Origin of the sequence: Actinomadura sp. 6N118 (assembly GCF_044326415.1) — a bacterium.
Classification (GTDB): domain Bacteria; phylum Actinomycetota; class Actinomycetes; order Streptosporangiales; family Streptosporangiaceae; genus Spirillospora.
Genome location: NZ_JBIRAZ010000001.1, coordinates 562,268 through 584,398 on the forward strand (window position 1 = coordinate 562,268; position 22,131 = coordinate 584,398).

The following is a 22,131-nucleotide window of genomic DNA, read 5'->3' on the forward strand; positions in this document are numbered from 1 at the left end:
GGGCTGAGTCACTGGAACGGATGCCTGATCCGGCCACTCTTGCGGTTCGCAGGGCGAAACGGGCCGGGTCCCATTATGTTGTGGTGTCCGCACGCACTAAGGTGCGCTTCGCGCTGAAGGTGACGCTTCGTCCAGGTCAGAACGGAATGCGCTCGGCGCGACAGGAGGGTGACGGGGTTTGAGCGGGGTGAGATCCCCCGGTCGATCGACGGTCCTTGCGAGACTGCTGCGACGTGACCGGGTGACCGGGCAGGTGGCGATCGGCCTTGTGGGCGTACTGGTCGTGTCCGCGCTCGTCTACGGCGTCGGCATGGCCAGCTCGCGCTACAAGCTGTCCGACGTCGGCGCCTGGCTCACCGCCACCGGCAAAGGCATGATCGTCCATGCCAACGGGTTATTGGGCAAGGTGGACGGCAAGACCCAGATCCAGGCGGCCCCCAACCACCGGATCAAGATCATTCAGGATGGTAACACCGTCCTTCTGGTGAACGAGACGACGGGCGTCGTCAGCCGGATCGACCCCTCCCAGCTCAAGGTCACCCAGAGCCAGCGCTTCGGCATCGGGCTGCAGATCATCGCCGCCGAGGGCGTCGCCTACACCCTCGACCCGGTCAAGGGCATCGTCCAGCAGATCAACCCGGTCACCCTGGCCCCGATCGGCCGGGCCACCGTCCTCACCCCGCCGATCCGGCCCGGCGGGCTCGACAACCGTGGCACGTTCTGGGTCCCCACCGAGCAGACCGGCCGGCTGATCCCGTTCCAGAACGGCGTCCAGGGCACGCCGGTGCAGGTGGCCCAGCCGGGCGCCCAGCTCCAGCTGTCGATGGTGGCGGGCGTCCCGACCGTGATCGACACGACCTCCGGCCACGCCGCGATCGCCGGCCCCGACGGCGTCCGCAAGGTCGCGCTGCTCTCCGCCGTCCGGGACCGCCCCAAGATCCCGGCCAAGGTCGAAGGCCAGACCTTGCCGATCCTCGGCCGCGGTGGCGCCCTCGTCCTGCTGGACACCGGAACGGGACGCCTCACCTCGGCGGGCCTCCGCCTGCCGCAACGCCACACCTTCGGTGAGCCCCAGGTCCTCGGATCCCGGATCTTCATCCCGGACGAGACCGCCGGGGCCCTCATCGTCTACAACTCCACCACCGGCCGCTTCGAGCAGACCATCCGGGTGTCCGGCAAGCCCGGCCCCATCGACGTCTTCGTCAAGGACGGCATGCTCTGGGCGAACGACCCGTACGGCGACAAGGCCGTGTCCGTCGACCAGAACGGCCAGCGCCGCAACATCCAGAAGTACACCGACAAGGTCCCCGGCGGCATCCGCCGCCCCATCCCCTCCCAGGGAGCGGGCGGCGACCGAGGCGGCAACCCCGGCGGCAACGGCGACCGAGGCGGCAACCGCCCCGGCCGCCCCACCCCGCCCAGCAAGCCCAAGCCCAACGACCCGCCGGGCCCGCCGACCGTGGACGCCACCGGCGACAACCAGACCGTCACGGTGGACTTCAGTCCGTCGTGGCGTAACCGGATCGTTCCCACCGGCTACGTGCTGCTGAACGAGAAGAACCAGCCCTGGCCGAAGGTCGACCGGCCCACGGTGCCCGACAGCCCAAACGGTGGCACGTTCACCGTCTCCGGTCTTGAATGCGGCCGTCCCTACGTCTTCCGCGTCGCGGCGCAGTACCAGGATCCGAGAACGAAACGTGTCCGCACGGCGAGGCCAGGCCAGGACTCGACCTCGGCCTGCAAGGAGCCTGCGGCCCCCACAGGGCTCACCGCCAGCGGCGACAACGGAGCGATCACTGTCAGGTTCGCCCAAGGGGAAAACCCGGCGGCCGTCAAGGATTATGTCCTGGCCGATGACGCTGGAAATCCGGTCCAAGGTGTCGGGCCGGTGGGGCCGAGCGGCCCCTTTGAATTCAAGCCGTCCGGTCTCAGTTGCTCGAAGGAGTACGTGTTCCGCGTGGCGGCTCGCTATGGCACCGACAAGATGGCGGTGTCGGCGGACAACGTCTCATCGTTCCCCTGCAAGGCTCCTGGGCCACCGCCCAGTTTCAGAGCCACCGGCGTCAACCACGGTGCGAACCTTGAATGGGGCGAGTCGGGATATCAGGCCGAGTATGTGCTGGCGGGCCCGAATTCGCCCGGTCAGGTCACAGGCACGTCGGCCGCCATCACTGGCCTCCCGAACAACCAGCAGCACGCGTACACGCTCACTGCCAGGAACGGCGCGGGCCAGAGCCAGGCGGTCACCGCTTCGGCCGACCTCAGCTATCAGCGGCAGGCGCACAGGAACAAGGCCAACAACCAGACCAACACGCTGATCCGTCCTGGGCCGAGCAAGGATGGGCAGGTCGGATCCATCCCCAAGGGTGAGTACAGGTCGATCACCGTCATCTGCCAGACATCTGGCCAGAGCGTCACCGAGGCTGAGACGGGTGAGACGAGTTCTTGGTGGAACCGGATCGAGTGGAACGGTGGCACCGCCTACCTGAGCGTCACGCTCATGGAGGGGCCGCGCCAGCCCGGCGGGACGATGTTCGAATGCTGAGCGTTAGGGGGCGGGTCCCGTGACCGAGAGCCAGAACGGTGTGGTTGACGGGGAGGCGCTGGCGGGGCGGTTCGCGCAGATGTTCGCGGCGTTGGCGGGGAACATCGAGCGGGTCATCCGGGGCAAGCGCGACAAGGTGGAGCTGGCGCTGATCTGCCTGCTGTCGGAGGGGCATCTGCTGCTGGAGGACGTGCCGGGCGTGGGCAAGACCACGCTGGCGCGGGCTATCTCGGCCTCGGTGGAGGCGCGCTGGACTCGCATCCAGTTCACCCCCGACCTGCTGCCGAGCGACATCACCGGGGTGTCGATCTTCAACCAGGGCAAGAACACGTTCGAGTTCCATCCGGGGCCGATCTTCGCCAACCTCGTGGTGGCGGACGAGATCAACCGGGGGTCGCCGAAGACGCAGTCGGCGCTGCTGGAGGTCATGGAGGAGCGCCGGGTGACGGTGGAGGGCAAGCCGCATCCGGTGCCGCGGCCGTTCATGGTCATCGCGACGCAGAACCCCGTGGACATGGACGGCACGTACCCGCTGCCGGAGGCGCAGCTCGACCGGTTCCTGATGCGCGTCACCATGGGCTACCCCGACCACCAGTCCGAGGTGGCGGTGCTCGCCGGCGCGCCGACGGGGGCGATGCTCGACACGATGCCGCCGATCGCGGGCCGTGAGGACGTCGGGCGGATGATCGAGTTCGCGACGCGGCTGCATGTCGCGGCGCCGCTCTATGACTACGTGGTACGGGTCGTGTCGTCGACGCGGGAGCATCCGGAGCTGCGGCTGGGCGCGAGCCCGCGGGCGAGCCTGGCGCTGCTGCGGGCGGCGCGGGTGCGGGCGGCGGCCGCGGGGCGGTCGTTCATCGTGCCCGAGGACGTCAAGGCGCTGGCCGTCCCGGTGATCGCACACCGCCTGATCGTGACGCCGGAGGCGGAGCTGCGCGGGCGTACCGGCGCCGACATCGTGGGCGAGGTGCTCGCCAACGTGCCGACACCGCAGGCCGCGGCCGTCTGATGTTGACTCCGCTGGGTTGGGGGACCGCGGCGGCCTCGATCGTGCTGTACGGGGCGGGCTGGTGGCTGGGTTATCCCGAGCCGGCGATGCTGGCCCTGGCCGGGTTGCTCGCGGTGGGCGGCGCGGTGGTCTGGACCCTGCCGCAGCCCAAGCTGGAGGTCCGGCGTGAGATCGCGCCGCTGAAGGTGGGCCGTGGCGAGCCCTCCGTGGGCGTCCTGCATGTGACCAATACCGGGCGGGGCATACGTGGTGGGCTGACGGGCCTGGACGCGGCCGGTTCCACCGAGGTGGCCGTGGACATACCGCGGCTACGGGCGAAGGGGACGCGCACCGTCACCTACCGGCTGCCGACGGACCGGCGTGGCGAGATCGCAGTCGGCCCGTTGCGGCTGGTGCGGGCCGATCCGCTGAACCTGGCCCGGCGTGTACGTGAGTACGGGGCACCGCAGACTTTGCTCGTACGCCCCCGGACCGTTCAGCTGGGTCTGCTTCCGTCTGGGCGGGCCTACCACCTTGAAGGCCCGACGAGTGACAAGTCGCCTGCGGGTACGACGACGTTCCACGCCCTGCGTGAGTATGTGATCGGCGACGAGATGCGGCACATCCACTGGAAGTCGTCCGCGCGTACGGGCACGCTCATGGTCCGGCAACTCGTGGACGCCAGCCTTCCGACGACGACGCTTGTGATCGAGGGGCGGCCGGAGGCGTGGGCGGACCCGGACGACTTCGAGCTGGCGGTCGATGCCGCCGCGTCGGTGGCCGTGGGCGCGTGCCAGGCCAACTTCCCGGTACGGGTCCTGGCGGGCGGCGGGCCAGTCGCCGACACCCGGGGCGGGCCGGATGACGCCGAGGTCGTGCTGGATCAGCTCACCAAGGTGATGCCCGCGGAGGGCGCACAGCCGGTGCTCGACGTCGTACGCCGCGTCCGGCCTGGCGGCTCCCTCGTCGTGGTGACCTCAGGGACGGCCGACCTCAGCCGGATCGCGGCGGTGCGGAGCCGGTTCGACCGGATCGTCGTGCTTCGGGTGCGGCCGGCGGAGTCCGCCCTCGCGGCCCCCGGCGTTCAGCTCATCGACTTCAGTGACCTGGAGGGCCTGGCGAACGGATGGCAGCGGCTGGGGAGGAGCCGATGAAGCTCCGGCGCTACCTGTCGCTGATCGTGACCGCCTGCCTGACGGCCGTCGCCGGGCTGGCGTTCCACCGGGTCTTCGGATTCGGGCCGATCGTGTCGGTCGTCGTGGTCGCCGCGGTGGTCCCGACGGTCGTGTCCGCGCTGCTGGCGGGCCCGAAATCCGATCGCCCCTGGCCGCTGTGGATTTCCGTGGTCCTCACCGTTCTCGCCTCAGTCGGCACGGTCACCGTCACGGCGCTCCGGCCCGCCCTGGGCGACGGGAGCCTCCCGCAGACGCTTCGATCGGGTGTCCTCAGCTCGTGGAAGTCGATCCTGACGACGCTGCTGCCTGCCCCGGCCAAGCCCGAGTTCCTTGTCCTCGTGCATGTGGTGGTGTGGCTGGCCGCGTTCGCGTCCGCCGAGTTGGCATTGCGGACGTCACTGCGGGCGGCGCCGTGCCTGCCCGCGTTCGGCGTCTTCGGCATCGCGCTTCTGCTGGGCGTGGACGGCCCCGGCTCCAACCTCGGGCTCGTCGGCGCGACCGTGGTCCTGATCGCCGTGCTGATCCTCGTCCGTTCCGGCGAGGGCGCGAACTGGCGGCCGATCCTGCTCGGGCTGCCCGCCGCCGGAGTCCTCGGCGGGCTGGCCTTCCTGTCCGGCCCGTACGTCCCGGTCAGCGCCGAGCCGTACAACCCGCGCGAGCAGGTGGCCGCGCCACCGCCGCAGCAGCATGACAGCGTGAGCCCGCTCGACCGCGTCGGCGGCTGGCTGCACAACGGCAACCAGTTCCTCTTCACCGTCCGCGGCGGCAAGAGCGAAGACCTCCGGCTGGCCGTCCTGGACAGGTTCGACGGGGTGACCTGGTCGTCCACGGCCAAGTTCACCCCCACAGGGAGCCGAGTCCCCGCTGACCCGGAGCCGGGGGAGCGCAGCTCGGTGACCCAGCAGATCACCATCCGCGATATGCCCGGCATATGGCTTCCCGCCGCCGACCGTCCCCGCCAGGTGAAACCCCAAGCCGGCCTAGGCGTTGTCGTCGACCCTGACAGCGGGACCATGGCGGCGGCGCAGCCACTCAAGCCGGGCCAGACCTACCGGATCGATGCCCGAGTACGGACCTGGAAGGACGCCGACTTCGGTGGCGCGAACGCCGCGCAGGACGCCGAAGCGCAAGCCGCTCGCCAACTGCCCAACGGGCCGGGCGCGGCGAAGCCACCCGTCCAGATCGCAGAGTTCCGTGCGCTCGCCCAACGCGCCACGGCAGGCGCAACCTCGTCCGGCCAGCAGGCGTACATGCTCTCCCAGTTCCTCAAGAAGTACGCCAAGTACGACATCAGCGCGCCCCCAGGGCACAGCTACCGGCAGCTCGACTACTTCCTTGGTGAGGCCAGGAGGGGCACGCCCGAGCACTTCGCCACCGCCTACGCTCTGCTGGGCAGAACGCTTGGTCTCCCCACCCGCGTCAAGGTCGGCTTCAGCGGCGGCACCCTGACTGGCGACGAACGGGTGATTCGGTCCGGTGACGTGATGGTGTGGCCCGAGGTGAAGTTCGAGGACTACGGCTGGGTGCAGTTCGACCCGATCCCTGAGCAGGCCAGACGTTCCAAGGGCAACACAGTGGCCGCAGGCGAGACCCAAAAGGGACTGGCGCAGGCCCAGCAGAACGCCATCAACCAAAACCGCGGTTCCGGCCCGGGCAAGGTCCCTGCGGCACCTCCCACTAAGCCCGGCGCCACCAAGGACTCGGGGATCCCACTCTGGACGCTCCCGATCGCCGGCATCGTCCTCCTCCTCATCGCCTACCTGCTCGCCGTCATGATCGTGCCCGCCCTGCGCAAGCGCCGCCGCCGCTCCGGCCCCCCGGCGGCCCGAATCGCGGGCGCCTGGCATCAAGCGCTGGACCACCTGAACGATGTCGGGCTGGCCACCGCTCGCACTCTCACCGCGCACGAGGTCGCCGGGTTCGGCGCCAAGCACCTGGGTGAGACCGCCCTCGCCCACCTTCGCCCCCTGGCCGACCTGGTCAACCGCAGCCGGTTCTCGAACGGCCCCCCGGACCCGCGTGCCGCCGACGCCGCCTGGGAGCACAGCGACCACGTGGGCCGCCTGGTGACCGCCAAGGCCGGCAGGCCGAAGCGCCTCTACCGCCGCCTCCACCCACGTTCACTCAGACGAGGCAAGTAGCCGCCAAAGGCCGGCAGTGCATCGCCCATACATGCGCTCGGCCCCTGTCCGGCCGATTGGTCGTTCCTTGGCGCGGACACACGCCCAGGCGTAGTTCCGAGGTGGCCGTGGACCTCAGGAGCGACGAGGGCTGGTATCTCCTGCAGATGTCCGCCATGGACCGGGTCTTCATGGACCACGCCGCCCGCGTCTTCGAGGCCCTCCGGGACGCCACCGGGAATGTCGGAGACCCTGGATAAGGTCCGAACCCTGGATAAGGTCCGAGCGGACCCATCGCCGCCACATCAGGGGGAGCAGTGCCCAAGGCCCAGCAGTTGCGTTCGCTCCACGACGACCTTCTCGTCCTGCCGAACGCGTGGGACGTGGCGAGCGCCGCAGCGATCGCCCAGGCGGGCGCGGCAGCCGTGGGGACCACCAGTGCCGGGATCGCCTGGTCGCTGGGCCGCCCGGACGGCCACCAGCTCACCCGTGACGAGATGGTCGAGGTCGTCGCCCGCATCGTCGCCGCCGTCGACATCCCGGTCAGCGCCGACATCGAGAACGGCTACGGCGAGAGCCCCGCGGACGTGGCCGAGACCGTCCGCCAGATCGTCGCCGCGGGCGCCGTCGGCATCAACCTGGAAGACTCCCGCTCGTTCAAAGCACCCCTCCACACCCTTGAGGAGCAGGCGGCCCGCCTCCGCGCCGCTCGTGACGCGGGCGGGCCCGAGCTGGTCATCAACGCCCGTACGGACGTCTACTTCTCCCGCGCGGTCGAGCGCGACGCCCGCCCCGCCGAGGTGCGCGCCCGCGCCAAGGTCTACGCCGAGGCCGGTGCCGACTGCCTGTTCGTCCCCGGCCTCCTCGATCTGGACGAGCTCAGCGCCCTCACCGCCGAATCCCCGCTCCCGATCAATGTGATGGCCGACCCGAGCGGCCCCGGCGTCCGCCAGCTCGCCGAGGTGGGCGTCCGCCGCATCAGCCTGGGCGCCGCCCTCCATCTCTCCACCTACGCCGCCACCCACCGCGCCGTGGCGACCCTCCTCCGCAACGGCACCTACGAAGAATTCGCCGACCCCACCGAAGTAGCCCCCAAAATCGTCAAGTTCTAACGCTCTCAGCCGTCGTGCCCCATCCAAACCGGGCTGTGGCTGGAGCGCGGCGAGTCTCCCGGTCTTACCGGCATGCGCATCTTGGGGTTACCGGCCGGACCGGCTCTGAGCTGTATGAAGATTTCGCTGCGAGTCGCCCGTGTGGCGTGAATGGGTGGGCAGGTGGCGGAGGATGGTGGTCTGGAGGTGGGCATGCGGGTTGTTCGGGTGCCGGGGGCTGAAGATCTGGAACGGGCCTGGCGCGATGTGAGCGGGGTTTTGCAGCCCACTCCCGCCGTGTCGAGCGGGATCGGGTTGCTCAAGCTGGAGACGTTCCAGCCGACCGGGTCGTTCAAGGTCCGGGGTGCGATCGCGGCGCTGACGCCGGAGGAGCCCGCCGTCACCGCCAGCGCCGGCAATCATGGGCTGGCCATGGCGTACGCGGCGTCGCGGGTGGGCGCGGAGCTGACCGTGGTCGTTTCGAGGCGGGCCTCGGCCGCGAAGGTCGCCAAGATCGGGTCGTATCCGGTGCGGCTGGTGGAGCACGGTGATGACTACGACCAGGCCGAGGCGCACGCGCTGAACCTCCCGGGGCGTTATGTGTCGCCCTACAACGATCCGCATGTGATCGCCGGGCAGGGCACGATCGGGTATGAGCTCGACGCCCAGGTGGACGGGCCGATGACCGTGGTCGCGCCGGTCGGCGGGGGAGGGCTCGCCGCCGGACTGACCCTGTGGGCACGGCAGCGCGGTGACGTGCGGGTGGTGGGAGTCGAGGCCGCCCAGTCGCGGCCCGTCGCCGCGGCGGTGAGCGCCGGGAAGGTCGTGGAGGTCGAGGTCGGGGAGACGATCGCCGACGGGCTCGCGGGCAACCTCGAACCCGGCTGTGTGACGCCTGACGTTCTCCGGGACGCCGAGCTGACCTCGGCGACCGAGGCCGAGATCCGGGGAGCCATGCGCTGGTTGTTCGCCGAGCACGGCCTCGTGGCCGAGGGGGCGGGGGCGTGTGGAGTCGCGGCGGTGCTGGCCGGCAAGGTCGAGGTGTCGGGCCGCCTGGTCGTGGTGCTCTCCGGCCGCAACATCACCATTCCCACGTACAGGGAGGCTCTGATCTGAAGGCGTACTGATCTGAAGCCCATCGTGCCGGGCGTTCTCTGACCGAGTTCGGTCGGTCTGTGCAATCTCGGGGTGAAGGGGACGGCTCCGGGCTAGTGTGTCCTGCGCGTCGGCGAGGAACGGGTGACAAGTGGGGCGATCGGGCTTCCGCGGGGCGATGCGCGCGGCGTTCAGCAGGGATCGGGTGACGGGCCAGGTGGCGCTCGGCCTGGTCGGCCTGCTGCTTGTGACCGCGGTGGTGTACGGCGTGGGCATCGCCAGTGCCAAGTACCGGCTCGCCGATGTGGGTGCCTGGTTGAGTGCCAAGAGCAAGGGCGTGCTCGTCCACGTGAACGGACCGGCGGCCAAGGTCGACGGCAAGGCCGCGCTCCTCCCGCAGATGCGCAACCACCGGATCAAGGTCGTGCAGGACGGCAACACCGTGCTGCTCGTCGACCTCGACACCGGAGCCGTCAGCCGTATCGACCCGTCCCAGCTGAAGGTGACGCAGAGCAAGACGCTCGGTGGGCTCAACCTCCAGGTGCTCGCGGAGGCGGGCAAGACGTACACCGTCGATCCGGTCAAGGGGGCGATCCAGCAGATCGACCCGGTCAGCTTGGCCGCGCTCGGGCCGTCCGCGGTGTTGGCGCCGCCGTTGGAGGAGGCCGGAGTAGACGCGCGGGGCACCCTGTGGGTGCCTGTGCCGCAGCTGGGCGAGGTCACGCCGTTCCGGGACGGCCGGCTGCTGCCGACGATCCATGTCGGGAAGGCGAAGGACCGGCTGTCGCTCGTGATGGCCGCGGGCGAGCCCGTCGTGGTGAACTCCACGAGGGCCACCGCGATGGTGCTCGGAGGCTCGGGCGTCCGCCTCGACGTCAGGCTCCCGTCGACCGTGCAGGCGGCGAACGCCGAGACGCTGGTCCCCGCCCGGACGGAGGGGACGGTCGTACCCCTGCTCGTGCAGAGCACCGGGTCGCTCACGCTGTTCGACAGCGGCACGGGCCGGCATCAGGGAGTCGCGCTCAAGCTGCCCAAGCACCGCTATCAGCCGCCCCAGATCCTGGGCCCCAGGACATATATCCCTGATGAGACCCTCGGGCAGTTGCACGTCTACAACACCGCGACGGCCAGCAGCGAGAGAGCGATTCCCGTGGCGGGTCGCAACTCCAGCCTGGAGGTCTTCGTCAAGGAAGGCATGCTCTGGGCACACGATCCGGCCCAGCCCAAGGCGGTCGTCGTTGAGGGCAACGGCTCGGCGAGCGCGTTCGGGAAGTACGAGACGAAGGTCCCGGGTGGAGACAAGCGCAAGTCCCTGCCGTCCGGTGGCGGTGGTCGGACTCCTCCTCCGGGTCCTTCGTCCGATCCACCGGTCTCGCCACCCCGCCCGCCGGGTGCGCCGACGGCCCCCACGGAGCTGACCACGAGGTTCGAGGGCGGCGCCATGCGGATCGGGTTCAAACCGTCGAGCGGTGGGACGCCGACCGGATACGTCCTCAAGGACGTCAAACGAGGGCTTACCGCGAGCCCCCAGTCGATACCGGTGAACGCGGGCACGTTGGAGTTCGGCGTCGCGGGCGGCGACTGCAACAAGGAATACCGCTTCCGCGTCGCCGTCCAGTACCGGAACGCCGAAGGGAAGGCGTCGGAGCTCGCGTCCGATCCCAGCCCACCGGTGCGGCCCTGTTCGGCACCGCTCGCGCCCCGCGACGTCAAGGCCGAGGCCACGGCACAGGGCGCGAAGCTCTCATGGGTGCCGGGCGCGGGCGCGGACGACGCGTCCACCAGCTACCAGGTCAGCTGGGAGACCTCAAGCAGGCTCGGCATCAAAGGCACCAGCATCCTGATGAGCGAGGTCTTCACGAACGGGCAGTACTCGTTCAATGTGCGGGCCTCCAACGGCGCAGGCATCAGCGAGGGCACCGACCTCAACGTCACCCTGACCGGCCCGCCCCAGCAATACTCGATCCAGCACAACGGCAGTGGTTCCACCGCATTTGTGAACGCTCAGCCTGACAAAGCGAGTGCCGACGTCTACACCTACAAGGACAACGGACACAAGCTGACCCTGCTCTGTCAGGTCAAGGGGGCGAACTACACGCACCCGAACAACGACCCGAACTTCGCCGGAAACCTCTACAACAAGGTCCGAACACCTCAAGGTGACGGCTACATGATCGGGTATCTCGCCAAGACTCCCAACAGCGCCGGCAGCGGCTGGAAACAGTTCCTCGGTCTTCCGCTCTGGCGCTGTGCGTAACGGGATGGCGTCAGCCTGCGATGCGCGCGCCGCGGATGCACTTCGGGAGTGACCACGACACCTTGGGAGAGTTGTCCGGGCCGATGCCGGGGACGGAGCCCACGCGGAAGCAGTAGCCCAGTTTGGGGTTGAGCTTCGAGACGGTCGTGGTGACGGCGCCGTTGCTCACGGGCACGACCGCGCTCGTTCCGAACGGGGCCTGCTGGACGAGGATCGGCATCTGCTGGGCGACCGCGGGCAGCCGCCAGGTGAGGCTGACCGACGTGCCGAACGACTTCGCCACCAGGCCGTAGGGGCGGGCGGCGGCGAGCTGCTTGCGGGTGACGGGGGCGTTGCCGAGGGGCGCTTGGGTGCCGCCGTTCTGCGGTGTGAGCGGGCTGGTCCCCTGCGTCGTCGGGTCCTTCGATCCGTCACCGCCGCCGGAGAGCGCGAGCGCGCCGAGGCCCACCGCCAGCCCGCCGACGAGCGCGACCGTGACGGCGACCATCAGGCCGCGCCGCGGACCGTCCGAGCCGGGCTGGGGTGCGTGCGGGTGCTCCGATTGCTGCGGCGGCCAGGTCGGAGCCGGCGCCTGGTCCGCCATGGGCGTGGCGGCCGCCGCGGAGCCACCCGGCAGGCCGGGCTGAAGGCCCGGCTGGAGACCCCCGTGGAGGCCTCCCTGGAGGCCGCTCTGTGCGGACGGCGCGGGTTGCGGTGCGGTGGGGTAGCCCGTCGGCGGCGCGGACTGGGAGGCGGGAGCGTCCGGATGCCAGGGCGAGAGCGGGCCGGACGGGGACACCTGCTCGGTCAGCCCGTCCGGAGTCGCCGCCGGTGGGGCCGAGGACGCCGGTGTGGTCGTGGAACGCGGCGTCGTCGGCGCCCACTCGGGGACCGCCGGAGGACGCGGGTGCGCCGGGAACTGCGGGGTGATGACGGGCACGTCCCCGCTGCCGCTGTGAGCGAGGTCGGTGATGGGCAGCCCCAGCTCCGCCTGGAGTTGTTGCATTCGCTGCGCGAATTCGACGGCGCTGCCGAATCGGTGTTCCGGTGCCTTGGCCATCGCCTGGGTGATGACGTCGAAGACCGGCCCCGGTACGTCGCCCCGCTGGAACGCGGGCGGCGGGTCGTTCATGATGCGCAACATCAGCGGCGCGATGCCCTCGCCGCGCGGTCCCTTGAACGCGGGCTGGCCCGACAGCAGCTGGTAGAGCGTGGAGCCGAGCGAGTAGATGTCGGACCCGACGCCGGGCGTCCTGCCCTCGAGCACCTCGGGCGCCGCGTGGTGCGGGGTGAACGCCTGCGTGTGGCTGTGGTCGAACGAGTCGGTCAGCCGGGCGATGCCGAAGTCCGCCAGGGCGGGTTCGCCGTATTTCGAGACGAGGATGTTCTGCGGCTTGACGTCGCGGTGGAGCACGTCGGTCTCGTGCGTGGCGGCCAGCGCGCCCGCCATCTTCACGCCGATGCGCAGCGCCTCGCCGACGGGCAGCGGCCCTTCGCGCTCGAGCCGGTCGATCAGCGCGCCGCGTTCGAAGTACTCCATCGCGATGTACGGGCGGCCGAACCGGCTCGTTCCGGTGTCCAGGACCGTGACGATGTTGGGGTGCCCGGACAGCCGTCCGGTGATCTTGCATTCGCGCTGGAACCGGCGCATGGCCGCGTCGTCGACGGCGCTGATCGACAGGACCTTGAGCGCCACGGTCCGGTCCAGGCGTTCCTGGTGGGCCCGGTAGACGACGCTGAATCCGCCCTCGCCGACCTGCTCCAGCACCCGATACCCGGGAACGTCCTCGGTCATGAGTGGGCAGGTTCCTTCGGTGGGGGCAGCCCGGGGGTGTTCCCCCAGGGAGGACCAGATTAGTACCTGGACGAAACGGACGAGGCTGGACGGCTCGATGGGGCCGGTGGCGGCCAGCGGCCCGCCCGCGGCCACCCACCGCCATCCGCGTCGCGGGGAAATAGCGGGATAAGTCATCCGGGCCGGTTAAGGGTTCCGTCAATTCCAGTCCGCTGCGCCATCCACCCTCCCTAGCCTCTGGGGCGATATCGCTCAGCAGGTCAAGAGGGAGTTGGCTGATGCCGGAAGATGCCATGGCGCGTACCGAGGCGGAGTCGTATTATCGCGACCTTGTCCGCCTGGCGTATTTCGTACTTCCGGGAAACGGAAAGCGGTTCTACCGCCTGGCGGTCGCCCAGCGGATCGTCGACGGTGTCCTGGCCGGCGGGGGATTCCTCGGCCTGCGCCGCCGCACCCCGGCCAAGCAGCGGACCAAGGTGCTGAGGATGGCCATGCGCCCGTCCTGGCGGCTCCGGATCGGCCTCGGCCCGTGGTTGCGCGCGCTGCCCGCCAAGCTGCCCGACCCGGCGCTCACCAAGGCGCTCGCGGGGATGGAGCCGGGGGTCCGCGTCGCGTACGTGCTGAGGCACATCGAGGGCCTGCCGCGGTACGCGGTGCGCGACCAGCTCGTGGAGCTGCGGTTCCGCGATGTCTGGCCGATCATCGACGCCGCTGACGCCACCGACCGTCCCGCGGCGCGACCCGAACCCTTCGAGCCGACCCCGGTCCGCCCGGGCCGCCGCCCCGTGCTCCCGATCGCCGCCGCGACCTTGGTCACGTTGCTGATCGGCGCACTGATCGCGAGCGGGAGCAGTGGCTCGCTGCTCGGCGGGGCCCTTTCCGCCGAGGCTCGCAAGCTGCGCCTCAGCTCGGCCACACCGGACGCCTGGACGCGCCGCGCGCACACACTGGACGTGTGGCCTGCGCGGGGTGACCTGGTGACCGACAAAGCGTTCACCGCCCGGGCCCTGAACGCATGGTCCAGGAAGGCGCGGCTGTCCGGCGACGCCCAGTTGCTCTACGCCGGGCGGGTCAGCGGTGTTCCGATCGCCCTCCTGCGCCACCGCGACCGGATCGCCCGCTACACCGGATCCCCGGAAGACCTGCAGGTCACCACCGCCGGAACCGACGCGTCCAACCCCATCGCCCTCGGCGGTGGCCGCTACCTCCTCGCCCCTTGGGACACCGGCGCCGTGACCCCGTCCGGCCGGAAGGTGACCGTGACGGAAGGCGTGACCGACGCCGTGACCGTCCGAACCCGCTGCCGGCGCGGACCGCTGTTCGACCTCAGCGGACACGACGGGTCCCGAACCGTGGGCGAGTTCGGCGGCATCCGTCCGGTGGCCTTGGCCTACCGCTCACCCACATCCACCGCCCCACCCGCCGCCACCCCAACTGTCAGCCCACCGGCAAAGCCCGCTGCCTCGGCCACGGCGTCACCTGCCAAGCCCGCCACGCCGTCGGCAAAGCCCGCCGCCACACCGACCAAGCCCGCCGCTCAGGCAGCCAAGCCCGGCACCCCGCCTGCCAAGCCCGGCAGCCCATCGGCCAAGGCCGCTAGCCCATCCGCGAAATCCTCTGCTGCGCCTGAGAAGCCAGCGCCTGCGAAGCCCACGACTGTGAAGGCTGTGCCCGCGAAAGCTATGCCCGTGAAATCCATACGGCTCAAGGCGGCGAACGTGAAGTTGTGGGATCGGCTCAGCTGCCTGCTGCCGCAGCCGATGCGGCCGGTGATCGAGGCGGTGGCCTGGGACTTCTGGTCGGGCTCGCTGCCGCACGGCGGCGGGCGCGCCCAGTGGGTGTGCACCCGCATGGCCTTCGCGGGCGGCGGCGAGTCCGCCCAGGCGGCGCTCGTGGCGGAGAAGAAGGAGCTCGCCACCGGCTGGTGCGACAGGCGGCGACCTGTCAGCGGCACCTGGTGGAAGGCGCCGTCGGACCGCTGGTACTACCTGGCCGCCGCCGCACGTGATCTCGTCCCGCATGCCGAGGGGCCGGTGAGCAAGCCCAAGGTGACCAAGAGGCTTCTGGTCGGCTCGGCTCCGCAGGCCAAGAAGCGTCCCGAGAACCCCGTCACGCTGACCACCCGGCCGGAGTGATCCGCCCGGCCGGGCCCGGCGTCCTTGCGACGGGGCGGTCAGCGCGCACTTACCGCGATCGGGCACACTAGGGGTGCACCGAACGAGGTTCAGGCGGTTGGGCGAAAGGGGTCGCGCATGGGCAAGGGTCCGCTCTCCGGAGTGCGGGTGATCGAGCTGGCCGGGATCGGGCCGGGTCCGTTCGCCGCCATGTTGCTGGCCGACCTCGGGGCCGAGGTGATCCGCGTGGACCGGGCCGCGGCCGCGTCCAAGGGCGGCGGGTTCGCGGCCACCGACTTCACCAACCGGGGCAAGCGCTCGATCGCCGTCGATCTCAAGAGCGAGCAGGGCAAGGAGGTCGTGCTCCGGCTGGCCGAGCGGTCCGACGTGCTGCTGGAGGGTTTCCGCCCCGGGGTGACCGAACGGCTCGGCATCGGCCCTGACGACTGCCTGGCCCGCAATCCCGCGCTCGTCTACGGCCGGATGACCGGGTGGGGCCAGGAGGGGCCGCTCTCGCAGAGCGCCGGTCACGATGTGGGTTACATCGCGATCACCGGCGCGCTGCACGCCATCGGCCGTGCGGGCGGCCCGCCGCAGGTGCCGATGAACCTCCTCGGCGACTTCGCCGGCGGCAGCATGTATCTGATCGTCGGGGTCCTCGCCGCCCTGCTGGAGGCCAAGGTGAGCGGCCGAGGCCAGGTCGTGGACGCCGCGATCGTGGACGGCACGGCCCATCTCTCGACGTTCATCCACGCGTTCCTCGCCGGTGGGATGTGGCAGGACGAGCGCGGCGTGAACATGCTCGACACCGGTGCCCCCTGGTACGACGTCTACGAGACCGCCGACGGCAAGCACATGGCGGTCGGCGCGATCGAGCCGCAGTTCTACGCCGAGTTCGTCCGGCTCATCGGCCTCCAGAACGAGGACCTCCCAGCCCAGCACGACAGGGATGGCTGGCCCGAGTTGCGTGAACGGTTCGCCGCCGCGTTCAAGGCCAGGACCCGCGACGAATGGGCCGAGGTCTTCCTGCCCAGCGACGCCTGCGTGGCTCCCGTCCTCTCGCTCAAGGAAGCCGCCGAACACCCGTACAACACCGAACGGGATGTCTTCGTCGACCAGGGCGGCCACCTCCAGCCCGCCCCCGCGCCCCGCTTCTCCCGTACGCCCGCCGAGATCGAGGGGCTTCCGGTCCGCCCCGGCGTCAACAGCCGCGACATCCTCACCGACCTGGGCTTCGACGATGTCGAGGCCCTGCTCTCCTCCGGCGCGGTGGCCCAGGCCTGACTCCCAGGTCTTGACCCCCAGGCCCGGTGGAGACCTCCACCGGGCCTCCGTTCATCAGCGCGTTTCGGCAGCTGGGACGAGATCGGCCGCCGCGTCCACCGGGACGTGCTTCGCGCGGGGGAGCACGGTCGCGGCCACCACGGCTGCGACCACGTATAGGCCAGCGGCGACAATGAGCGCGTTCGCGTAGCCGTCGTTCACGCTGCCCGTGTTGTGGGCGGCGACGGTGGCCAGCGACGCGAGGCCGATGGCGCCGCCAAGCTGGCGGGCGCTGTTGAGGATGCCCGAGGCCGTTCCCGCTTCGCCGGGCGCCACGCCGAAGATCTCGCGGCCGGAGATCATCGCGGCGGCACGGCGGATCATCGACACCGACGGCGTCGAGAAGCTGACGATGCGGCGGCTCGCGCAGGACCTCTGCAGCACACCGATGGCGGTCTACCACCACGTGCGCGACAAGGAGGAGCTGCTCCTCTTCGTGCTCGACGACATCGCGAGCGGCATGCTCCGCCCCGAACTGCCTGCCGACCCGCGCGAACGCATCATCGTCACCGCGCAGGCGATGCACGACACGCTGGCGCGGGTGCCGTGGGTCGTCCAGGTCATCACCGCCGACGACCTCTTCTCGCCCACGGCCCTCTGGTACAACGAGACGATCATCGACGCGGCCATGGCCTGCGGGCTCTCCATCGAGAACGCCGTCTACGCCTATCGCGGCATCTGGTACTACACCGCGGGAGAGCTCATCATCCGGTCCGCCGCCGCGCGCCGCCGTGCCGAGGACGACCGGCCGACCTTCCGGGAGCGGGTGTTCGCCGACCTCGACTCGGAGGATCTGCCGAGGCTCTCGTCGCTGACCGGCCGCTGGACGGAGATCTCCGCCCGTGACACCTACGCCGAGGGGCTCCGGGCGCTCGTCGACGGGCTCCTCGCCGCCTACCGCTGACTCGCCATTCCCGGCTTTACCTGTGCTTTCTCGGTAATTTGGGGGAATTCGCCCGCGCATCGGTGTTGAGGCTGGTGACAGGGGTACGCAGAGTCACCACCGTCAACTCGATCGAAGGTGACCCGCCACATGGGATTGCTCCGGTCAGCGGCGCGCAGGGTCCCTCGTCCCCCGTTGCCCTCGCTGCCGCACCCCTCCCTGCCACGCCTGGACAAGATCCCTGGGGTCCCCAAGCTTCCCGGCCTTGCCGACCTGGCGGAGATTCCCGTCCGCGCCGACCTGGGCAACCTCCTGGGCCCCAGGACACGGCGCCGCGTGTGGTCGCGGAACGGGCGGGCGTACATCGAGCTGCGCGGCCGCAGCCAGCACACCGACGAGATGCGCCGTGCACTGGCCTCCGCCGTCCAGCGCCTGAAGGGCGTGCGGTGGGCCGAGGTGAACGCGGTGACCGGCGAGCTTCTGTGCGCCTTCGACGAGGGTGGCATCACGATCGAGCGCCTCATCGACACGATCGAGTCCGTCGAGGAGGCCCACGACATCCCGGACGAGACGTTCCCCATGGACGCCCATCCGGCCGACCAGGCGCCGATCACGGCCGAGGCGATCGCGCTGGCCTCCGACTGCACCGCGTTCGCGCTGGCCACGACCGGAAAGTTCATCCGGCTGCCGCGGCTGCCCAGGGGGGCGCGTATCGCGCTGACCTGGATGGACAACCAGCACCGCCTGCGCGAGCAGCTGGAGACGCGGATCGGCCCGCACGGCACCGACCTGGTGCTCGCCGCCGGCAACGCCGCCATGCACGGCTTCACCCAGGAGCCCGCCGCGCTGGCCGTGGACGCCGTGAACCGCGTGATCCAGCTGTCCGAGCTGACCACGCGCCGCGCGACGTGGTGTGACTTCGAGGAGCAGCTGTGCTCGGCCGGCCTGCCGGCGGAGGCCGCGCAGCGGCAGGAACGGCCGTGCCCGCTCCCGGCCGGGCCGATCGAGACCTGCGGTGATCGTGCCGCGATGGGGGCCCTGGCAGGGGCGGGCGCGGTGCTCGCCCTGACCCGTGCCCCCGCCACCGCCGCCGACGTCGCGCTCGCGATGGTGCCGCGCGCCGCCCGGCTGGGCCGGGCCGGGTTCGCGGCGACGCTCGACCGGGAGTTCAGCCGCAGGGGAGTGGTCGCGCTCGACGGCTCGGCTTACCGGCGGCTGGACCGGATGAGCGCGGTGATCATCGACTCGCCGGTGTTGTGCCGGGACACCCTGGAGATCCTCGAAGCGGACGGACCCGAGGTGTGGCGGGCGGCGACCCGGCTGCTCGGCTCGGACCCCGATCTGAAAGGGGAGCCCGGCGCCGACGGGCGGCGGTTCCAACGTGTCAAGGGAAAGACGGGCAAGGGCGGGGCGGCGCCGCCGGGCGGCACCCGGCTCCGGGTCGTCGAGGAGGACGGGACGGCGCTGGGCGAGGTGCTCGTCGGGCCCGGGCTCGATCCGCTCGCCGAGGCACTACCGTCCGCCGTGCGTGACAGCGGCGCCCGGGTCCTGCTGACCGAGCACGCCTCGACGGCCGAGTTCGCCCCGCTGGTTGACGACGTGCTCGACGCGGGGATCCCGCTGTCCGAGCACGTACGCGAACTGCAGCGCGACGACGGCCACGGCGGCCACGGCGTCCTCGTGGTGACCACCTCCGACGATGACGCCGCCCTCGCCGCCGACGTCGGCATCGGAGCGACACGGCCTGGTGAACGTGTCTGCTGGGGCGCCGACCTGATCTGCACCGGCGGGCTCGACCAGGTCTGGCACCTGCTCGGCGCGGTCGGCACCGCGCACGAGGCGAGCAGGCGGGCCGTCCGGTTGGCCGTGGGCGGCTCGTCCCTCGGCACCCTGCTGGTGGTGACCGGCCGCCGCGCCACCTCGCCACTCGACCTGGCACCTGTGCACAGCGCCGCCGTGATGGCGATGCTCGGCGGCGTGGTCTCGGCGCGGCGGCTTGCGGCCCGCACGCCACCCGATCCGCTGCCGCGCGTCCCGTGGCACGCGCTCGACCCCGAACAGGCCGCCGAACGTGCGCTCGGGCTCCGTCCGGGCGAGGACGCCGTCCCGCGCAGACCGGCTCGCCGCCCATCCCGGCCGGTGCAGGCGGTCACCGAGGTCGCGAAGTCCGTCGGGCACGAGCTGCGGGACCCGCTCACCCCGGTCCTCGTCCTGGGCGCCGCCGCGTCCGCCGTCGTCGGCTCCGGCGTGGACGCCGCCCTGGTCGGCGGCGTCATGACGGGGAACGCGTTGATCAGCGGCGTCCAGCGGGCCCGCGCGGAGCACGTCCTCCGCGGCCTCCTGCTCGGCCAGCGCGCCCCCGCCCGCCGCGTGCGGCGCGACAAGGGCGAGGAGGGCACGGCGCCGGAGTTGCAAGCGCAGCAGGGATGGGCGCCGTACGACTCCATCCCGGCCGCCGAACTGCGTTTGGGAGACATCATCGCGATCGGGCCGTCCGATGTCGTCCCGGCCGACGCGCGCCTCCTCGAAGTCGACGATCTGGAGGTGGACGAGGCGACGCTCACCGGAGAGTCGCAGCCGGTCACCAAGGCGCTGGAGGCGATGCCCGGCGCCGACCTGGCCGAACGTTCCTGCATGTTGTACGAGGACACCACCGTCCTCGCCGGCCGGGCGTACGCCGTCGTGGTCGCCACCGGAGCCGCCACCCAAGCGGGGCGTGCCGCCGCGCTGGCCGGACGCGGCGCCGCGCCGTCCGGGGTCCAGGCACAGCTGAACGAGCTCACCCGCGTCTCGCTGCCCGTCACCGGGATCAGCGGTGCCCTGGTCAGCGCCCTGTCGCTGCTGCGCGGAGTACCCGTGCGGCAGGCGGTCGAGTCCGGCGTGGCCGTCTCGGTCGCCGCCGTGCCCGAAGGGCTGCCGCTCGTCGCGACCGTCGCCCAGCTCGCCGCGGCACGCCGCCTGACCCGGCGCAACGTTCTGGTACGCAGCTCCCGCACGCTCGGCACGATGGGCCGGGTCGACACGCTGTGCTTCGACAAGACCGGCACGCTCACCGAGGGACGGCTCCGCGTCACCCGGCTCAGCGGCGCGACCTCGGACGACGAGGCGGGCGACCGGCTCGCCCGCCGCGTCCTCACCGCCGCCCTCCGCGCCTGCCCGCAACCGGAGAACGGAGACGTGCGGCACGCCACCGACCGTGCCGTCCTCGAAGCGGCCGAAGCCCAACCGGGCGAAGACTCCCAGTGGAAGCTCCTGCATGAGACCCCGTTCGAGCCGAGCCGGGGATACGCCGCAGCCACAGGGCGCGCCAAGGGCAAGCCGTACGTCGCCGTCAAGGGCGCTCCGGAGGTCGTCCTGCAGCGCTGCGACCAGATCTTGTCCGGCAACACCACGCGTTCACTGACCGAAGAGCGCCGGGACCAGGCACATGCCGTCGAACGCAAGCTCGCCTCGCGCGGGTTGCGCGTCCTCGCCGTCGCCGAGGCCAGACCGTCCGAGGACGAGCTGGAGGACGCCGAGAAGCTGGGGGAGACCCTCGATCTGGTCCTGGTCGGCTTCCTCGGCATCGCCGACACCCCGCGCGCGGAGGCGGCCGACGCGATCAGCACCCTCAGCGAGGCGGGCATCCGGGTCGCGATGATCACCGGCGACCATCCCGACACCGCCCAGGCGGTGGCGGCCGACCTCGGCATCCCCGACCCCGGCAACGTGCTGACCGGCGCCGAGCTGGACCGGCTCAGCGATCGTGAACGCTCCACCCGGATCACGGAAACCGCCGTCTTCGCCCGGGTCAGTCCCGAGCACAAGGTGCGGATCGTCCAGGCGCTCCAACGGGCCGGGCGGACCGTGGCGATGACCGGTGACGGCGCCAACGACGCCGCCGCCATCCGGCTCGCCGACGTCGGCATCGGCCTCACCGCCGGTGACTCCCGGGCGGCCCAGTCGGCCGCCGACCTGATCCTGCGCGGCGGAGATCTTCCCGGCATCGTCGCCGCGCTGATGGAGGGACGCACGCTCTGGGAGAGCGTGCGCAACGCCGTGTCCATCCTCGTCGGCGGGAACGCGGGCGAGGTCGCGTTCACCGTCTACGGCACCGCGCTCGGCGGCAAGGCTCCGCTCACCACCCGTCAGCTGCTGCTCGTCAACACGCTCACCGACATGATGCCCGCGCTGGCGGTGGCGCTGGCACCGCCCAACGGCGACGGCTATGGCGAACGCCCGGCGCGCGGTGGCCCGCTTGGTGATCCGATGAACGAGGCGATCGCCGTACGCGGTGTCGTGACCGCCGTCGGCGCCATCCTGGCCTGGCAGAGCGGCAGGTTCACCGGACGCCGCGTTCGGGCCGGGACGATGGGTCTGGCCGCGCTCGTCATGACCCAGCTCGCGCAGACCCTGCAGACAGGGTGGCGGAGCCCGGCCGTCCTGGCCACCTGTGCCGCCTCGGTCCTGGTGCTCGCCGCCGTGATCGAGACGCCGGGGGTCAGCCGGTTCTTCGGCTGCGTCCCCTTGGGGCCGATCGCCTGGTCCCAGGTGCTCGTCTCGGCTGCAGCGGCCATGGGGGTCTCCGCGTTCGCGCCGCAGGCGATCGAACGCCTGGACGCCTGGTGGAGCGCCCGGTCAGCGGCCTAGGCGCTGGGCGACAGTCCACGTTCATGCCGGTTCATGACCCTGGGCACCGCCACCGAAACCGCGCTTTCCGATGGCACTCTCCGTGTTCGTCTGATTACCTGATGGAGTCAGAGGGTCGCCACACACCTTTGGGGGAA

At 71.0% G+C, this 22,131-nt stretch carries 14 protein-coding genes; 12 read left to right on the forward strand and 2 right to left on the reverse strand.

Annotation, left to right across the window (positions count from 1 at the left end; genetic code table 11):
* Positions 1-241: 241 nt before the first annotated feature.
* From ACH34W_RS02495 to ACH34W_RS02530, 8 genes are all read left to right on the forward strand, one after another.
* Complete coding sequence (locus ACH34W_RS02495; protein WP_395959001.1) at positions 242-2,545, forward strand: hypothetical protein; 2,304 nt, start codon at positions 242-244, stop codon at positions 2,543-2,545.
* A 19-nt stretch (positions 2,546-2,564) separates the two neighbouring features.
* Entirely contained in the window at positions 2,565-3,554 is a 990-nt protein-coding gene (locus tag ACH34W_RS02500) for an AAA family ATPase (RefSeq protein ID WP_395959002.1), read from the forward strand.
* Positions 3,554-4,687 (forward strand): DUF58 domain-containing protein, encoded by a 1,134-nt coding sequence (locus ACH34W_RS02505; protein ID WP_395959003.1) that lies wholly within the window; start codon positions 3,554-3,556, stop codon positions 4,685-4,687. The genes ACH34W_RS02500 and ACH34W_RS02505 overlap by 1 nt, the downstream gene beginning before the upstream one ends.
* Positions 4,684-6,849, forward strand: coding sequence for a DUF3488 and transglutaminase-like domain-containing protein (locus tag ACH34W_RS02510; protein ID WP_395959004.1), 2,166 nt, complete (start codon positions 4,684-4,686; stop codon positions 6,847-6,849). The genes ACH34W_RS02505 and ACH34W_RS02510 overlap by 4 nt, the downstream gene beginning before the upstream one ends.
* Positions 6,850-6,956: 107 nt before the next feature.
* Positions 6,957-7,088 (forward strand): hypothetical protein, encoded by a 132-nt coding sequence (locus ACH34W_RS02515; protein WP_395959005.1) that lies wholly within the window; start codon positions 6,957-6,959, stop codon positions 7,086-7,088.
* Positions 7,089-7,145: 57 nt separating this feature from the next.
* Positions 7,146-7,940, forward strand: a complete 795-nt coding sequence (locus ACH34W_RS02520; RefSeq protein ID WP_395959006.1) for an isocitrate lyase/phosphoenolpyruvate mutase family protein — start codon at positions 7,146-7,148, stop codon at positions 7,938-7,940.
* Positions 7,941-8,132: 192 nt separating this feature from the next.
* On the forward strand, positions 8,133-9,035 hold the full coding sequence (locus ACH34W_RS02525) for a threonine/serine dehydratase (protein ID WP_395959007.1): 903 nt from the start codon (positions 8,133-8,135) through the stop codon (positions 9,033-9,035).
* A 130-nt stretch (positions 9,036-9,165) separates the two neighbouring features.
* Complete coding sequence (locus tag ACH34W_RS02530) at positions 9,166-11,271, forward strand: hypothetical protein (RefSeq protein ID WP_395959008.1); 2,106 nt, start codon at positions 9,166-9,168, stop codon at positions 11,269-11,271.
* A 10-nt stretch (positions 11,272-11,281) separates the two neighbouring features.
* Here ACH34W_RS02530 and ACH34W_RS02535 read toward each other — a convergent pair whose 3' ends face one another.
* The gene (locus ACH34W_RS02535) at positions 11,282-13,045 is read right to left on the reverse strand and encodes a protein kinase (RefSeq protein WP_395959009.1); all 1,764 of its coding nucleotides are present in this window, start codon (positions 13,043-13,045) and stop codon (positions 11,282-11,284) included.
* 278 nt (positions 13,046-13,323) lie between these two features.
* Here ACH34W_RS02535 and ACH34W_RS02540 point away from each other — a divergent pair, with 278 nt between their 5' ends.
* Both ACH34W_RS02540 and ACH34W_RS02545 read left to right on the forward strand, forming a co-directional pair.
* Positions 13,324-15,180 carry a hypothetical protein gene (locus ACH34W_RS02540; protein WP_395959010.1) on the forward strand — a complete coding sequence of 619 codons (1,857 nt, stop codon included), beginning with the start codon at positions 13,324-13,326 and terminating at the stop codon, positions 15,178-15,180.
* Positions 15,181-15,297: 117 nt separating this feature from the next.
* Positions 15,298-16,443 (forward strand): CaiB/BaiF CoA transferase family protein, encoded by a 1,146-nt coding sequence (locus ACH34W_RS02545; protein ID WP_395959011.1) that lies wholly within the window; start codon positions 15,298-15,300, stop codon positions 16,441-16,443.
* Between the two features lie 54 nt (positions 16,444-16,497).
* On the opposite strand, the gene ACH34W_RS02550 is transcribed toward ACH34W_RS02545, so the two are convergent.
* A complete protein-coding gene (locus ACH34W_RS02550) occupies positions 16,498-16,806 on the reverse strand; it encodes a hypothetical protein (RefSeq protein WP_395959012.1) in 309 nt (102 codons plus the stop codon).
* Between the two features lie 28 nt (positions 16,807-16,834).
* Here ACH34W_RS02550 and ACH34W_RS02555 point away from each other — a divergent pair, with 28 nt between their 5' ends.
* The gene (locus ACH34W_RS02555) at positions 16,835-17,386 is read left to right on the forward strand and encodes a TetR/AcrR family transcriptional regulator (RefSeq protein ID WP_395959013.1); all 552 of its coding nucleotides are present in this window, start codon (positions 16,835-16,837) and stop codon (positions 17,384-17,386) included.
* Between the two features lie 129 nt (positions 17,387-17,515).
* Entirely contained in the window at positions 17,516-21,994 is a 4,479-nt protein-coding gene (locus ACH34W_RS02560) for an HAD-IC family P-type ATPase (protein WP_395959014.1), read from the forward strand.
* Positions 21,995-22,131: the final 137 nt, after the last annotated feature.

Excerpts from the sequence above, each read along its gene's own strand:
- ACH34W_RS02545 (WP_395959011.1), top strand. The coding sequence starts at position 15,298 with ATGGGCAAGGGTCCGCTCTCCGGAGTGCGGGTGATCGAGCTGGCCGGG.
- ACH34W_RS02505 (WP_395959003.1), top strand. The coding sequence starts at position 3,554 with ATGTTGACTCCGCTGGGTTGGGGGACCGCGGCGGCCTCGATCGTGCTG.
- ACH34W_RS02525 (WP_395959007.1), top strand. The coding sequence starts at position 8,133 with ATGCGGGTTGTTCGGGTGCCGGGGGCTGAAGATCTGGAACGGGCCTGG.
- ACH34W_RS02560 (WP_395959014.1), top strand. The coding sequence starts at position 17,516 with ATGGGATTGCTCCGGTCAGCGGCGCGCAGGGTCCCTCGTCCCCCGTTG.
- ACH34W_RS02535 (WP_395959009.1), bottom strand. The coding sequence starts at position 13,045 with ATGACCGAGGACGTTCCCGGGTATCGGGTGCTGGAGCAGGTCGGCGAG.
- ACH34W_RS02555 (WP_395959013.1), top strand. The coding sequence starts at position 16,835 with ATGCGGCGGCTCGCGCAGGACCTCTGCAGCACACCGATGGCGGTCTAC.
- ACH34W_RS02540 (WP_395959010.1), top strand. The coding sequence starts at position 13,324 with ATGCCGGAAGATGCCATGGCGCGTACCGAGGCGGAGTCGTATTATCGC.
- ACH34W_RS02510 (WP_395959004.1), top strand. The coding sequence starts at position 4,684 with ATGAAGCTCCGGCGCTACCTGTCGCTGATCGTGACCGCCTGCCTGACG.
- ACH34W_RS02550 (WP_395959012.1), bottom strand. The coding sequence starts at position 16,806 with ATGATCCGCCGTGCCGCCGCGATGATCTCCGGCCGCGAGATCTTCGGC.